Origin of the sequence: uncultured Zhongshania sp. (assembly GCF_963975605.1) — a bacterium.
GTDB lineage: Bacteria > Pseudomonadota > Gammaproteobacteria > Pseudomonadales > Spongiibacteraceae > Spongiibacter > Spongiibacter aquimaris.
In genome coordinates, this window is the sequence record NZ_CAXBHN010000003.1 from 81,174 (window position 1) to 96,028 (window position 14,855).

Annotated in this window: 14 protein-coding genes; 8 read left to right on the top strand and 6 right to left on the bottom strand. The window is 50.4% G+C overall.

The genetic code is table 11. From position 1 onward, the window contains the following. Positions 1-62 precede the first annotated feature (62 nt). The 6 genes from modB (at position 63) to AAC007_RS04910 (ending at position 6,369) form a co-directional block, all read left to right on the top strand. Positions 63-770: a molybdate ABC transporter permease subunit gene (modB, locus tag AAC007_RS04885; protein ID WP_339675105.1), complete on the top strand. Its 708-nt coding sequence runs from the start codon at positions 63-65 to the stop codon at positions 768-770. After that, a complete protein-coding gene (gene modC / locus AAC007_RS04890) occupies positions 767-1,864 on the top strand; it encodes a molybdenum ABC transporter ATP-binding protein (protein ID WP_295877251.1) in 1,098 nt (365 codons plus the stop codon). The genes modB and modC overlap by 4 nt, the downstream gene beginning before the upstream one ends. Then, entirely contained in the window at positions 1,861-2,850 is a 990-nt protein-coding gene (locus tag AAC007_RS04895; protein WP_296435402.1) for a serine/threonine protein kinase, read from the top strand. The genes modC and AAC007_RS04895 overlap by 4 nt, the downstream gene beginning before the upstream one ends. Before the next feature lie 260 nt (positions 2,851-3,110). Next, positions 3,111-3,569 (top strand): (2Fe-2S)-binding protein, encoded by a 459-nt coding sequence (locus AAC007_RS04900; protein WP_339674944.1) that lies wholly within the window; start codon positions 3,111-3,113, stop codon positions 3,567-3,569. Positions 3,570-3,580: 11 nt separating this feature from the next. After that, on the top strand, positions 3,581-5,803 hold the full coding sequence (locus AAC007_RS04905) for a molybdopterin cofactor-binding domain-containing protein (protein WP_339674946.1): 2,223 nt from the start codon (positions 3,581-3,583) through the stop codon (positions 5,801-5,803). A 14-nt stretch (positions 5,804-5,817) separates the two neighbouring features. Then, positions 5,818-6,369 (top strand): hypothetical protein, encoded by a 552-nt coding sequence (locus AAC007_RS04910; RefSeq protein WP_339674947.1) that lies wholly within the window; start codon positions 5,818-5,820, stop codon positions 6,367-6,369. 87 nt (positions 6,370-6,456) lie between these two features. On the opposite strand, the gene AAC007_RS04915 is transcribed toward AAC007_RS04910, so the two are convergent. Continuing rightward, complete coding sequence (locus AAC007_RS04915; RefSeq protein ID WP_339674949.1) at positions 6,457-8,847, bottom strand: DUF1631 domain-containing protein; 2,391 nt, start codon at positions 8,845-8,847, stop codon at positions 6,457-6,459. A 240-nt stretch (positions 8,848-9,087) separates the two neighbouring features. On the opposite strand from AAC007_RS04915, the gene nadC reads away from it, so the two are divergent. Together nadC and AAC007_RS04925 are read left to right on the top strand one after the other, a co-directional pair. Continuing rightward, on the top strand, positions 9,088-9,927 hold the full coding sequence (gene nadC, locus AAC007_RS04920) for a carboxylating nicotinate-nucleotide diphosphorylase (RefSeq protein ID WP_219044577.1): 840 nt from the start codon (positions 9,088-9,090) through the stop codon (positions 9,925-9,927). 73 nt (positions 9,928-10,000) lie between these two features. Further along, positions 10,001-10,813 carry a queuosine precursor transporter gene (locus AAC007_RS04925; RefSeq protein ID WP_339674951.1) on the top strand — a complete coding sequence of 271 codons (813 nt, stop codon included), beginning with the start codon at positions 10,001-10,003 and terminating at the stop codon, positions 10,811-10,813. On the opposite strand, the gene AAC007_RS04930 is transcribed toward AAC007_RS04925, so the two are convergent. From AAC007_RS04930 to AAC007_RS04950, 5 genes are all read right to left on the bottom strand, one after another. Beyond that, a complete protein-coding gene (locus AAC007_RS04930) occupies positions 10,803-11,528 on the bottom strand; it encodes an SDR family oxidoreductase (RefSeq protein WP_339674952.1) in 726 nt (241 codons plus the stop codon). The genes AAC007_RS04925 and AAC007_RS04930 overlap by 11 nt on opposite strands. A 123-nt stretch (positions 11,529-11,651) precedes the next feature. Then, the gene (gene lipA, locus AAC007_RS04935; protein ID WP_295877226.1) at positions 11,652-12,653 is read right to left on the bottom strand and encodes a lipoyl synthase; all 1,002 of its coding nucleotides are present in this window, start codon (positions 12,651-12,653) and stop codon (positions 11,652-11,654) included. Then, complete coding sequence (gene lipB, locus AAC007_RS04940) at positions 12,650-13,333, bottom strand: lipoyl(octanoyl) transferase LipB (protein ID WP_339674954.1); 684 nt, start codon at positions 13,331-13,333, stop codon at positions 12,650-12,652. Before lipB ends, lipA begins: the two co-directional genes overlap by 4 nt. Further along, entirely contained in the window at positions 13,333-13,632 is a 300-nt protein-coding gene (locus tag AAC007_RS04945; protein ID WP_339674955.1) for a DUF493 domain-containing protein, read from the bottom strand. Before AAC007_RS04945 ends, lipB begins: the two co-directional genes overlap by 1 nt. A gap of 41 nt (positions 13,633-13,673) precedes the next feature. Continuing rightward, positions 13,674-14,837: a D-alanyl-D-alanine carboxypeptidase family protein gene (locus AAC007_RS04950; RefSeq protein ID WP_295877217.1), complete on the bottom strand. Its 1,164-nt coding sequence runs from the start codon at positions 14,835-14,837 to the stop codon at positions 13,674-13,676. Positions 14,838-14,855: the final 18 nt, after the last annotated feature.

The following is a 14,855-nucleotide window of genomic DNA, read 5'->3' on the forward strand; positions in this document are numbered from 1 at the left end:
CCATACATCGCCGACGGAGGACACAATATGTTTCGCCCACTACTCCGACGCACTGTGCGAGCATCAACGTGAGCCACAATGATTGGCTAGCGGTCGCCCTCACCCTTAAGCTGGCTGGCGTTACCACTCTAATTTTACTCGTCGTAAGCACACCACTGGCGTGGTGGCTTGCCCACACCCGCATTAGAATTAAGCCGGTACTAGAGGCCATCATTGCCCTACCTTTAGTGCTACCACCGACGGTTCTGGGCTTTTATTTACTAATCGCCTTTGCTCCAGACTCCGCCGTAGGCCAGCTATGGCAACTACTCAGCGGCAACACCCTCGCGTTTAGTTTTAGCGCCTTGGTAATTGCTTCTGTCATTTACTCACTGCCTTTTGTCGTGCAGCCACTACAAAGCGGTTTTCAACAACTCCCCAAACCTTTAATTGAAACCGCAGCTAGTCTAGGCGCTGGGCCAATCGATCGCTTCGTTAGCGTTATTTTGCCCCTCTGCCGCAGTAATTTTTTAGTGGCCAGTACCTTAGGGTTTGCTCACACGGTTGGCGAGTTTGGTGTGGTACTCATGATCGGCGGCAATATACCGGGCCAGACCCAAGTCCTATCTATTGCCCTGTACGAACGTGTCGAGTCGCTGCAATACCAAACCGCGCACTGGCTGGCCGGCGGACTTATCGCCTTTTCAGTCATCACCCTGAGTATCGTCTACTTAGCTAACAGCTATCGTGGGCTCACTCCGCTGGCGAAATCTGACGGCGGCACACAATGAGCCTCCTATTATCCCTGCACATGGAACGCGGTGAGTTTTCTCTCAACATAGATACCGCCCTGCCCACCAGCGGTATTACCGCCATTTGCGGTCCAAGTGGCAGCGGTAAAACCACCTTGCTGCGCTGTATTGCTGGGCTAGATATCGCGCCGAATGGCATGGTGCAATTTGCCGGTGACGACTGGCAAACCGAAATGACTATTCTCAAACCCGAGCAGCGCGGCATTGGTATCGTCTTTCAAGACGCGCAGTTGTTTCCACATCTTAAGGTACGCGGAAATTTAGAGTATGCCTTCAAGCGGCGATTCAGTGAGGCGGGACCGTCAATCGAGGAGCTGTGCGACTGGCTAGAAATCACGCAATTACTAGATCGCGCCATTGACAATCTTTCTGGCGGCGAACGCAAACGTGTTGCTATCGCGCGCGCACTGCTGCGCCACCCCCAGCTTCTACTGATGGATGAACCCCTCACCGGTCTACATGATAGTGCACGGGAACAAATGGTCGTCATCCTGCAGCGGCTAGCCAGACATCTCGCCATCCCCATTTTGTATGTGAGCCACAGCTTTCATGAGATTAGCCGACTCGCTGATCACGTTCTACTGATGGAGTCTGGGCAACTCATCGCCGAGGGCGATCTGATCACCCTGAGCACCCGACTCGACCTACCTCTCAGCAAGCAGCAGGGCGCTGGCGCCGTAATCAACGCACAATTGCATGGGCACGATCCGGAATACCAACTCAGCACGCTCACCATTGATACTCAACACCAACTTACTATCAAACAAGTGAGCGCGGAAAGCGGCCAGCAACTGCGCCTATTCGTCGCGGCGAGGGACGTCAGCATTGCGCTAGAGGCCCCTCAGCAAAGCAGTATTATGAATATTCTACCCTGCAAAATTGACACGATTGAACAAGCAACATCACCGCCTTCGAGTGCGCAAGTCACCATTCGCCTACAACTAAACGAGCAATATTTATTAGCCCACATTACCCGTAAATCCTGTGATCGCCTGCAACTACAGCAAGGTCAGCACGTCTTTGCGCAGATAAAAACTGTCGCCTTAATTAATGAATACGGGACTGCAACATGAGCACACTCGAACAAATCGACTTCACCAATCTGAATCCTGATCGAGTCATTGACGCAGTGGAAAGCCTTGGCTATGTCAGCGATCTACGTGTTTTTGCACTCAATAGTTATGAGAATCGCGTCTATCAATTTGGCCTAGACGATCAAGAACCAATCGTCATTAAGTTCTACCGTCCAGAACGCTGGAGTGACGAGCAGATTTTAGAAGAGCACCAATTTACACAGCAGTTAGCAGATACCGACATCCCGGTTATACCACCTTGGCAAAACGCCGCCGGCGACAGTTTATTTCGCTTTGAAGGCTACCGATTCGCCATTTATCCTCGCCGCGGTGGACACGCGCCAGCACTCGACGATATGGACAACCTTTTTCAATTAGGGCGCCTTTTCGGGCGCTTACATCTGGTAGGTGCCAGCACACCATATCAATATCGGCCCAAACTGGATGTGGTCAGTTTTGGCGACGACAGTCGTCGCGATATTTTGACAGATGTAATTCCCGACAGCCTGCGGGAATCTTATGCAACGATTAGCGAAGACCTGCTCCGCCATGTTCGCCAACGGGTCGCTGAAATTAATCCCAGCTATATCCGCACCCACGGCGATGGTCACGTCGGCAATATATTATCGCGCGGCGACGAAACATGGCTGGTGGATTTTGACGACAGTCGCATGGCGCCGGCTATTCAAGATTTATGGATGTTTCTTTCTGGCGAACAAGATAGTCAACAACGCGCCATTATGGAATTGGTGGAAGGCTATCAAGAATTCTATGACTTTAACCCCCGTGAACTAGGGCTCATCGAAGCACTGCGCAGTTTAAGAATCATGCATCATGCAGCGTGGCTAGCACGTCGCTGGCAAGACCCAGCCTTTCCCAAGGCTTTCCCGTGGTTCAATACGGAACGTTACTGGGGCGAACATATCCTGCAATTACGTGAGCAGCTTTCCTTGATGCAAGAACCACCATTACGCCTGCCGTATTAGTCGAGTGGCGCACACCGTCGAGACTTGATCCAGCCCCAGTGTTTACACGTACAACATCAACTGTTACTTTGCCATAACACAAATAACACGATGCGTTAGAGCGTTAATTTTAGCGTCAATACATAAGTAACACCGCCCTGCAGAATCAGGAGCTATAGCAAATCAGGATTCAGTCAAAGCAACAACCGACTGACACAGAGCTATGTGCTGGGCTCAACACACAATAAAAATTCACCCCTTCTTCAGGGGCGGGAGCCAACATGTTTACCATCCGTGTAAACGGTGTAGAACACACCGTCGATGCCAGCGAAGACAAGCCCTTACTCTGGGTGCTCAGAGAAAACCTAAAGCTCACGGGAACGAAATACGGCTGCGGCCAAGCCCTCTGTGGTTCATGTACAGTACACGTCGACGGTCAGCCAACCCGCTCCTGTGTTATGCCCATTAGCGCCGTTGGCAACAAGCAGATTAGGACCATTGAAGATATCAACAATGAGCACATCGGCAGTCTCGTTCAACAAACTTGGCAAACATTAAACGTTCCCCAGTGCGGCTATTGTCAGTCTGGGCAAATTATGGCCGCCACTGCCCTTTTAAAAAATAACGTATCCCCCAGCGATCAAGACATAGATAAAGCGATGTCAGGCAATATTTGTCGATGCGGCACCTACCCCCGCATACGCAAGGCCATTCATAAAATTGCCGCTGAACAATTATAGGGGTTGCTAGAATGACAGAATTAGACAAGATATCGCGCAGAGATTTCATTCGCGTTAGCGTCCTCGCCGGCGGTGGATTACTCGTTGCCTGCGGCGGCGGTGGTTCAAGCTCTCGCAGCAATGACCCCAGTGGCCCGGGCGATAATGGCGGCGGCACACCAGTAACACCTGCCGACGCGTTTCAAGTCGGCGAATTTATGCGAATTAGCACCGACAATAAAATTACCGTATTGGTCGGCGCGAGTGAAATCGGTCAAGGCGCCCTCACCTCCATACCGATGATTGTCGCGGAAGAACTTGACGCCGACTGGAGTCAGGTGACCGCAGAAATGTCGCCGGTCGCCGCTAACTTCAACAATCCTTACTTTCAAAATCTTTTGCAATTCACCGTCGCCAGCTCTGCGATTCGCGGCTATTTTCAAGGTCAGCGCAGCGTCGGCGCAGCGGTGCGCCAAATGTTAATCAATGCCGCGGCGAAACGCTGGGGGGTAGAGGCCGACACCCTGCGTACCGAGGCAAGCTTCGTTATTGACGATATTGGTGGCCGCCGCGCGAGCTATGGTGAACTGTCGAGCGCCGCAGCAGAAGAGCCCATCCCCAACAATCCACCCCTAAAAGACCCCGCTGCCTATCGCATTATCGGTAGCTCACCGCAGCGCCTGGACGCAGCCGACAAAACCAATGGCAGCTTTCGCTACGGTATGGATGTTGATATTCCCAATATGCTCACCGCCGTTATAGCAAGGCCACCACGCTTCAATGGCCAAGCCTTAAATGTCGATGACAACGCTGCACTTGCCGTACCCGGCGTCCGCAGTGTTCACACCATTCTTGGCGGGGTTGCGGTTGTCGCCGACGATTTTTGGTCCGCCGACAAGGGGCGCAAGGCACTTACCGTGCAATGGAACGAGCTACTTGCTGGTCGCACCGACTCAGACACACAGCGCAATGCTTACAATCTCCGCTTAAATCTTCCCGGCCTGCCAATTCGAACCGATGGCCTCGTATTACTTGCACAAACTTTAGCCAGCGAAACACTCAGCGCCGACTATTATTTCCCTTTCATGGCCCACGCGGCGATGGAACCCTTAAATGTGGTGGTCGACTACGACGGCAGCAGCGCTGAAATTTGGACCGGCACTCAATCTGCCACCTTAGACAAAATATTTGCGGGTCTAATACTCGGCTTGCTGCCAGATCAAATTACCTTTCACATGATGCCCTCGGGCGGCGGCTTCGGTCGCAGAGGCAACCCTCTTGCCGATTTCGTTCGCGACGCCTGCGCGGTCGCCAAGGAAGTGCGCCAACCGGTGAAAGTGATATGGACCAGAGAGGACGACATGAAAGGTGGCTTCTATCGCCCCGCGGCTGCGGTCAGAGTCTCCGCCTCCATAGACAGTGCGAATAATATCAGCGCGTGGACGCATCGCTCGGTGACCCAAGACGTTACCGCCTTACTGTATGCTGAAAACCTCCTCGACAGTTTGGCGGATTTCACACTACCACCGCTAAAAGAACTCACCGATTTTGAAACGGGTATGCCCTATAAGATCGACAATGTACTGATGGACGCCCACCTCACCGTCAACCTCTCCATGCCCGCACTGTGGATGCGCTCGGTCAATAAGTTTTCAGACGTGTTTGCGCAGGAAACCTTTATAGACGAGCTCGCTATGAAGGTGGGCAAAAACCCCTATAACTTCCGCCGCGATTTGCTCTCAGAAAAACCTCGCCATCGCGCGGTGCTAGACGCTGTTGCAGACGCCGCCGGCTGGGGATTTAACAATGCCGGTATTAGTCAGGGCATTGCCGTGATGGGACACTGGAATAGCTTTGTAGCGCAGGTAGTCGAGGTTTCTGTATCTGCCAACCGCGAGCTCACCGTTCATCGTGTCGTGAGTGCCGTCGACTGCGGCACCGCTGTAAATCCAGACTTAGTCATTGCGCAGGTTGAGTCCGCCGTTATTTTTGCACTTTCAAGTATTTTATTCGGCGAAATATTACTTGAGGACGGCGTCGTCCAGCAAAGTAATTTTGACGACTACCCCGTATTGCGTATGTATCAAACGCCAGTTATTGAAACCGTTATCGTCAACAGCGGCAATCCAGTAGGTGGAGTTGGTGAACTGGGTGTGCCCTGCGTTGGGCCCGCACTCGCCAATGCCATTTTCGAGGCGACGAATGAACGTATTCGTGAACTGCCACTCACCCGTAGCAATTTTAAAATCGCATAAGCTGGGAGCTGACTATGCCGCCGAATTTTGCCAATACCATCCGCCGGATTGTAAGTTGCTCCCTACTTATCGCCGCAGGCCTCATCAGTAGCCAAGTGGTCGCACAATCACCACTATTTCAGCCACTTTTTGAGGTACTAACCCACCCTAGGTGCCTGAATTGTCATACCAAAACCGACTTTCCTCGCCAGGGAGACGAGCGTCGTCGTCACGCGCAACTAGTGGTCCGCGGCGAAGATAATCACGGTGCGCCAACACTGCAATGCAGCGCCTGTCACCAAGATGAAAATGTCGCCGATGGCGCCGTGCCAGGCGCGCCGCACTGGGCGCTTGCGCCACTAAGTATGGCTTGGGAAGAACTCTCCCCCAGCGAACTTTGCGCAGTATTAAAAGACACTAGCAAAAATGGCAACCGCAACTTAGAGGCCTTATTCAAACACATGAGCGAAGATGAGTTGGTGTTGTGGGGCTGGACACCCGGCGGCGACCGCACCACGCCACCGCTAAGCCAGCCGGCGTTTGTGGAAGCATTAAGGGTGTGGGTTGACGCTGGCGGACCTTGTTAGCAAGGCGCAAATACGCAGCTAAAAAATGGCAAACAGTGCTTTTAAATTCCGCTCGAAGGTTTTTTTCACGGCTTGGTGATGAATTAACTACTTGAGCGGTTTGTCTTTCATATCTCGCAAATTACTGATCACCGACTCTAATGCGCGATCAAACAGGTGATCATCTTCAATAAGCGCAACGGTGTCGTCGAGTAAAGCTGCTTGAAGTTCCTCGCGATTAAGTTCAGCAACCTTAATACCCGAGCGGTTGACAAAAATATACTTGCCGATCCCGTTGATAACCGCAGCTAGTCGACAGCGTAGCATTCGTCCATCATCTTGACGAAAATCAACCCAATTGCCGACTCTCAAGGTTTGAATACGGCTATTAAGGGCGTCCTTATCAGGAGCGCTGCTGTCATAATCTTGAGTATGTGTTGTATTGGAATTCAAAGGAACGGAATAAGCCTTTGGCTCCGGCCAGGAAGAGTCATCACCAAGGCTTTCAGCTAAGGAGGCGTCTAGATCCGCTAAATTTACTTCCTCAGTACTCTCAGCGTTTTCTGTATGGGCAGTATTTGATTCAGCATCGCCAAGATTCTGATGTAAATCAGCCGACGTATTTACCGGCACTGCAGGAGTCTCAACCGCCTGTGGCAGTCGACGAACAACTGCTGCTTTGCGACTAAGCTTAGCAAGATGCAGCCGCTCTAATTGCTCAAACCAACGATCTGTCTCAAATGAATTTAATGACACTCGGGTAAAACCCAAACGTAAGGTTTCCACTAAAACTGGCAGCGCGGCAATCAGCTCGTTGCGGTGACCTTCCTCTTCAGAGGGCAGAACACTCCACAGCAAGCGATCAATCAGTCCAGCGTCTTCACTAAAACGCTCACTATCTTTGCCATGCTGGATATAACTTAGGAACAGCACTTTGCTCCACCCAAGTTGCAGAATCTTGGTAACCACCGGTGGGCAATCAACACCACCCAGCTTGTGCTCCAAAATAGCGGCAATGTACATACGTGCATTTTCGGCAGCTGCTTTGCCGTCTTCCGCATCAACAGTTCTGCGAGCAACCAACTCCGCACGACGCTTTGCCTTTTCATTAAACGCAGAGAAATCTTGATACGCATCGACAAAGACCTGAGTATCTACGCCAAAATCGCGCAAAACGCGCATGACCACTTCTTCGGTTTTTTTGTACAGAGGGTCTCGGTCTACTCCCGCCACTGGCGACCAGCCAATACCGGCACTAACTAAAGCACTTAATAATTTACGCGCAGGATGTTCATCGTGGCTAAAAAAGCCCTTATCTAACATGGCCATTTTCAGCACGGGGATCTGCAGGCGCGCAATCAGTCCTTTTAAAGACTCTGCCAAGCCATCCCCGTCAAGAATAAACTGGAACAAGGCACCGACGAAATTGATTGTATCTTGGTCGCGCTGATAAGACAGTGCCGACACGTCGGTATGGGCAACCCAATTAACCTGTTGCAAGCGGGCGATTAATTTCTGCGCCATCAAGTGGAAATCAGCTTGTCCATCACTACCAGCTGGGGATGCTACATTGAGCTGAGTAAACTGCTCATGCTGCATTTCTTGCAATGCCACCATAAACGAGGGCTTTGACAGCGCGGTTTTAGCTCCAGAGGCATTATATTCTACCTTGCCAATCAAACTATCTAAGGCATCAAATAAGCGCGTCACCATCTCTGTGGATTGCGAGTTATGTTGCGATGCGTTTTGCTCGCTGCCAGCTGGTAGCTCGCTTGTTTCTTTTACCGTCTTAGTCGACGGGTTTGCGGATTTTTTCTCAAGCTGCTCTAGCGGCAAACCCTTCGCATCAAGAATCGGCACGAGCAACTGATAGAGCTCACCATAAGCGGCGACTACATGGGTATCAAACAGCTTAAAGAGAAGTAATTTGGCCTTAATATCGATTTCTAGTGATTTACAGGCAATACCAAACGCCGCTGCGATTTTCGCCGGCCCCATGGGTAACTCTTTGGCCGCCACCACCGGACCGCTTACTACTTGCTGCCAAGCAGTACATAAAATCCACACTTCATGAAGAAAGCGGCGTTCAGCCTTATTTGCCATGCCCTCAAGCGCAACCAGCTCTTCAAGTGCCTCTGACTCCAACAGCTTTAACTTTGCCTGCCCTAGCTCCAGTGATGAGGCAATATGCTCATTCGACACCCTGGCTGCAAACGCATTGATGAACGCTTCCGAAAAACGCTTTTCAATACCCTCGCGATTAACTCTAATTTCTCGCATAGCATCAAAGTACAAATGCTGCTCGCGGGCATTGCTCGCCTCGTCAGCAAGCTCAAATAAGCTATCGTCGACCTCATCTAGAAATACTTCCATCCGCCCTTTTAAGAAGCCACTCGCCTTATCGCGGATAGCCACTAGGGCATCGGGCAATGGCGCTGCCGATACAAGCGGCTCGCGCCGTGTATTCAGATCCACTACTTTGAAGGAAGAATCAGTCATAATTTCCTGTTGTTCTTGTATTGCTTGTTATGGGAAACCGATTGGATAGTAGCATAAGTTATCGTAACTTTTGCTCAACGCCAAGCATCCTATAGTTATACTTTAAAAAGTCTTCACACAACCATTGCTAGAACTACTTACGACGACTGAGAAACCGTCGCTTAAAGGCGCACAATTCGGCCCGTGCTGATAGAATACTCCCCAGCCATCTTTATTCACTAACCCGCTTGGAAATCCACCATGCAATTCTCAGATGCATTGCAGCGCGACATCACGGAAACCGTGCGTTTCGCGCTCGCCGAAGACATTGGTAGCGGCGATATTACCGCCCAGTTAATACCCGCTGATCACAGTGCTAGTGCCCGCATAATCACCCGTGAATCGGCGGTCATTTGCGGGGTAAACTGGGTGAACGAAGTTTTTCAGCAAATTGATAACTCCGTCACAATTACGTGGCATATCGCCGACGGCGACTACGTCGCCGCCGATAGCGTTTTGTTTGAGTTAACTGGGCCAGCCCGCTCGCTACTCACCGGCGAGCGCACCGCGCTCAACTTTTTACAACTGCTCTCCGGCACAGCGACAGTTTGCAAACACTACGCCGATTTAGTCGCCCACACCAATGTTCGCCTGCTAGATACTCGCAAAACCATACCAGGCTTGCGTACGGCGCAAAAATACGCCGTGACCTGTGGCGGCTGCCACAATCATCGAATCGGCCTCTACGACGCCTTTCTGATCAAAGAGAACCACATTGCCGCCTGCGGCGGCATCGCAGCCGCAATCAACGCTGCTCACGATATCGCACCACTAAAACCCGTGGAAGTTGAAGTAGAAAACCTAAGTGAACTCAATACAGCGCTTGAGGCAAACGCTGATATTATCATGCTCGATAATTTTAGCCTCGAGGACATGCGCGAGGGTGTCGCTATCACCGCAGGGCGAGCTAAGCTCGAGGCCTCTGGCAACGTCAGCACCCAAACATTGGCTGCAATTGCAGAGACCGGCGTAGACTTTATTTCAATTGGGGCTTTGACCAAACACGCACAGGCCATCGACTTATCGATGCGCTTTATTTAGCGCTTTAGCACTAACACATCACGCACTAAAGCTGATTTACAGGCGCGCCGTTACTTAAATTCAGGAGATAGGCTTGCTGAAAAATATACTTACGGATAAGGCGAGCAAACTGTTCATTGTGCTTGGCGGCTTTTTTGTCGCCAACGCTATTTTGGCGGAATTGATCGGTGTAAAGATATTCTCTTTAGAGAACAGCCTAGGCATTGCGCCACTGGACCTCAATATTTTGGGCATTGACGGGCTCTCCTTTAACTTAACCACTGGCGTATTACTCTGGCCATTTGTTTTCGTATTAACAGACTTAATTAACGAGTACTACGGTAAGCGAGGGGTTCAGTTACTCTCCTACTTAACCGTCGGACTTATTGTGTACGCCTTTGCCATGGTCTTTGTCGGCATACATCTCACCCCGGCAGATTTTTGGCCGCAGTCGCATATCAACCCCGCACTACCAATGGACGAGCAAGAGATGCTCCGCAGCCAAGTTGGCAATTACGACGCCGCCTTTCGGCTAGTTTTTGGGCAGGGGCTTTGGATTATCATCGGCTCACTCCTTGCATTTTTAGTGGGACAGATTATCGATATAACAGTCTTCCAAAAAGTAAAACAACTCACCGGCGAGAGCATGATATGGCTCCGTGCAACGGGTTCAACCTTGGTCAGTCAACTCATCGATAGTTTTATCGTGTTATTCATCGCCTTTTACATTGGTGCAGACTGGAGCTTGCAATTGGTTTTAGCGATCGGTGTTGTAAATTATATCTACAAGTTTTCGATGGCAATTTTGATGACGCCGCTACTCTATGCAGTGCATTACCTCATCGAGCGCTATTTAGGCGAAGAGCGAGCAGCGACGATGAAACAGGACGCCTTGGTTAACTACTAATATGTCCCGCTTGTGGCCGCAAAACGATATCTTCAACAACAACATTGCGGTCTAAGCGGTAAATATCTAAAAAAGCGCGAGCGACATCTTCCGCGGGCATTAAGCGGTCTTGACCAACACCCGACCCATGCCACGATGGCGAATAAGTTGGGCCAGGGGAAATACAAGAGACCCGAATACCTTCGCCACGCACCTCTTCACGCAGTGCTTTACTAAACCCACTCACCGCGTGTTTAGCCGCGCAATAGGCGGAAACATTGGCGTAGCCCTCAAGCCCAGCAGTCGATGACATATTAAATATATCGCCCTTCTTGTTTTCCAACATACTAGGCAACACCATGCGACTCATAAGAAATGTGCTACGCAAATTCACCGCTATCACGCGGTCGAAATCTACCACCGTCATATCCTGCACAGCTGCGCAATGCCAAGATCCTGCGTTATTAATTAAGACGCTAACATCGCCCATATCCCGCGCTAGCGCCGTGAACAATTCCTCTACTTGCTGCTCATCGCTAACATCAACGGAATAACTGCGAACCTCGACAGCGGCATGACATTCGGCGGCAACCTTATCCAAGGTATCTTTATTTCGCGCAACCAAGGCCAAACGAACAGAAAAGTCTGCGTTTGCAAAACACCGGGCAATAGCGGCACCTATGCCTTGAGACGCACCGCTAATTAAGACTAAAGGGGCTTTTTTCACTTCAGGCATGCTACCTCACACTGGGATAGGCTGTAGGCCTAAAACTGGAGACTTACTCAATAAAGGTTTACAGGGCTGCGCTCAAGTAGTTAAGCAGAACAACCCTCATAATCAAGTAATGAAAGTGATAACTTACATAGATTTGAGCAAGCTTAAATCCACTTGCTTGTCGGCGTGATAGGATGAGCGAACCAGAGGGCCGCTGGCAACGCTTTTAAACCCAAGCTCCTTGGCAATACGACCAAATTCATCGAACTCTTCTGGTGTCACAAATCTCTCCACCGCCAAATGGTCGCGACTGGGCTGTAAATATTGCCCCATCGTTATCATATCAATATCATGCGCGCGCATGTCTTTCATGACTTGAATAAGCTCCTCAGCGGTCTCTCCCAAGCCCAACATCAAGCCTGATTTGGTCAGTACATCGGGGCGACGCTCTTTGTATTTTTTGAGCAGATCCAAAGACCATTGGTAATCCGAACCTGGGCGAATTTTTTTATACAAACTCGGCACCGACTCAAGATTATGGTTAAACACATCTGGCGCTTCTTTTTCTAAAATATCGAGCGCGACGTCCATTCTGCCGCGAAAATCTGGCACTAGAACCTCAATTCGAATCTCCGGGCTACGCGCTCGAGTCTCGCGAATACAGTCGGCAAAATGCTGGGCGCCGCCATCGCGTAAATCATCGCGATCAACAGAGGTTACCACCACGTACTTCAACTTCATTTCGGCAATGGCTTCTGCCAGCTCGCGCGGCTCATTTTCATCTAGGGCATTGGGACGGCCGTGGGCGACATCACAAAATGGGCAGCGACGAGTACAGATTTCACCCATGATCATGAATGTTGCTGTGCCACCACTGAAACACTCACCCAAATTAGGGCAGGCCGCTTCTTCACAAACCGACGCGAGCTTGTGTTTACGAAGTATACTTTTAATACGAGTAACTTCAGGTCCCGTCGACATCTTGACCCGAATCCACGACGGCTTTGCTGGCAACTCAACAGTCGGTATGACTTTAATTGGGATACGCGCTACTTTTTCGGCACCACGTAACTTCTCGCCTTGCACTACTTTTTTAGCTGCGGCTTTAGACACGATGCCAACGGCACCGTCACTTTCAGATTTCATGAAACCCCCAAAGTGTCGGGCAAGCAGTGCTCACTCACTTCCCGACAATGTAAATAGCCCAGTACGCTCGCCAATTCCGCGCTCAGCATACCGGTAAGTTCGTCCTGCGAAGGTAACTCAACATCACTTTGATGGCGAATATCAGTCACCTCCATACCCTGATGACCGCAGGGATTTATACGCTGGAAAACGCTTAGATCCATATCAATATTCAAGCTCAACCCGTGAAACGTACTGCCACGCCTCACCCTTAGGCCCAATTGCGCTATTTTAGCACCATTTTCAACATACACCCCAGGGGCGTCGGGACGAGGATGAGCTGGAATACCCAATTGCGCCAAAACGGCGACAATACTATTTTCTATCGCCGTCACAAGCTCGCGAATTCCCATACCCAATCGACGCAAATCCACCAAAACATAGCCTACTAATTGCCCAGGGCCGTGATAGGTAACCTGCCCGCCTCGGTCTACTTGAACAACAGGAATATCGCCAGGCATCAGGATATGCTCGGCTTTTCCCGCCTGACCTTGGGTAAACACCGGATCATGCTCTACAAACCACAATTCATCAGGACTTTGTGCGTCGCGAACATCGGTGTAGTGCTGCATTGCACGCCATACCGGCTGATAAGATTGGCGACCCAATTTGCGCAGCCATAGCGTATCTGGTCTGCTCATTAGAGAACCATTTTAACCAAACCAGTCGCTTTTAATTCAGCGAATATGGTATCGAGCTGGGGCTTGCCCGTCGCGGTAATGACAACGGTGACCGACAAGAATCGACCTTCACTACTTTCACGCTCGCTAATCTGTGACTCATCGATATCGCCAGCGTTAGCACGCATTATTTCAATCACGCGCTGTCGCAAATTTTGGCCAGCAACGCCAATGACTTTTATGGGGTATTCGCAGGGAAACTCCAATATCGGCTTGCCAGTTTCGGCTTCGCTAGACTCGGTGACCGTAAATTTATTCATAACACAACTCGCGCGGGCTAACCCCGCGCACTATTAACTAATCAGGAAATCAGGTTCACAAAAAACAAAACGATGCTGTCCCAAAGGCGCTTCAAAATACCGCCCTCTTCAACCGCTTGAAGTGCCACAAGTGGAACCCGCAATTTTTCTTCGCCAGCCAAACTAACCACTAATTCGCCGTGTTCTTGGTCAGCAGTAATCGGGGCAATTAGCACTTCATCTACATTTAACTGAGCATCGAGCGCGTCGCTTCTGCCACGAGGGATAGTGATAAATACATCTTGTTGTACACCCAAACCCACTTCTTCACTGTCACCTTTCCAGACTTTTGAACGAGTCAACTCGGTCCCACCAGCATAAAGCTGATGAGTTTCGAAATAACGGAAGCCATAAGATAACAATTTCTGCGTTTCGCGCTCACGGGCTGGGGTACTGCTCGTTCCCATCACCACAGAAATCAGGCGCATGCCCTCGCGCTTTGCAGACGTCACCAAGCAGTACCCTGCCGTTGTGGTGTGGCCGGTTTTTAGACCATCAACAGTGGGATCACTCCACAGCAGACCATTGCGATTACTCTGGCGAATATTGTTAAAAACAAAGTCGGGCTCGCTATAAAGCGCGTATTCATTTTTGTAGGCAATGATTGCCTTGGATAAAATCGCCAAATCGCGAGCTGACATATAGTGCTCTGGATCTGGTAATCCATGTGAATTAACGAAATGACTATTCGTCATTCCCAGTCTCGCCGCGTGCTGGTTCATCATGCTGGCAAACGCATCTTCACTTCCGGCAATATGTTCTGCTACCGCAACGCTGGCGTCATTACCTGAGGAAATGACCACACCTTTGTGCAATTCACCGAGCGGCACTTGTTTACCGACTTCAATCCACATTAAGGATGAGCCATTAAAAATGGGGTTTTGCGCCCATGCATTTTTACTGATGGTCACCATGTCGTCATTGCTGACTTGACCGCGCTCTAACTCGTATGACAAAACATAGCTCGTCATTAACTTAGTCAAACTCGCAGGAGGTATACGCTCATCAGCGTTATGCTCAATTAACACCTCGCCGCTGTTGGCATCCATCAGAAAATAAGCCGATGCGGCCACACTGGGAGGGGCAGGAACCAAATCCGGCTGAGCCAAGGCATTTGTAGACATAACCACTGCCGCCGCTAAGGCCGCAAACACTTGCTTAAACATAAGACCCTTTTTTGTTCT

Coding starts and splice junctions, on each gene's coding strand:
- AAC007_RS04915 (WP_339674949.1), bottom strand. CDS start 8,847: ATGACTGATTCTTCCTTCAAAGTAGTGGATCTGAATACACGGCGCGAG.
- nadC (WP_219044577.1), top strand. CDS start 9,088: ATGCAATTCTCAGATGCATTGCAGCGCGACATCACGGAAACCGTGCGT.
- AAC007_RS04910 (WP_339674947.1), top strand. CDS start 5,818: ATGCCGCCGAATTTTGCCAATACCATCCGCCGGATTGTAAGTTGCTCC.
- lipB (WP_339674954.1), bottom strand. CDS start 13,333: ATGAGCAGACCAGATACGCTATGGCTGCGCAAATTGGGTCGCCAATCT.
- AAC007_RS04900 (WP_339674944.1), top strand. CDS start 3,111: ATGTTTACCATCCGTGTAAACGGTGTAGAACACACCGTCGATGCCAGC.
- AAC007_RS04905 (WP_339674946.1), top strand. CDS start 3,581: ATGACAGAATTAGACAAGATATCGCGCAGAGATTTCATTCGCGTTAGC.
- AAC007_RS04930 (WP_339674952.1), bottom strand. CDS start 11,528: ATGCCTGAAGTGAAAAAAGCCCCTTTAGTCTTAATTAGCGGTGCGTCT.
- AAC007_RS04950 (WP_295877217.1), bottom strand. CDS start 14,837: ATGTTTAAGCAAGTGTTTGCGGCCTTAGCGGCGGCAGTGGTTATGTCT.
- AAC007_RS04895 (WP_296435402.1), top strand. CDS start 1,861: ATGAGCACACTCGAACAAATCGACTTCACCAATCTGAATCCTGATCGA.
- lipA (WP_295877226.1), bottom strand. CDS start 12,653: ATGAAATCTGAAAGTGACGGTGCCGTTGGCATCGTGTCTAAAGCCGCA.
- AAC007_RS04945 (WP_339674955.1), bottom strand. CDS start 13,632: ATGAATAAATTTACGGTCACCGAGTCTAGCGAAGCCGAAACTGGCAAG.
- modC (WP_295877251.1), top strand. CDS start 767: ATGAGCCTCCTATTATCCCTGCACATGGAACGCGGTGAGTTTTCTCTC.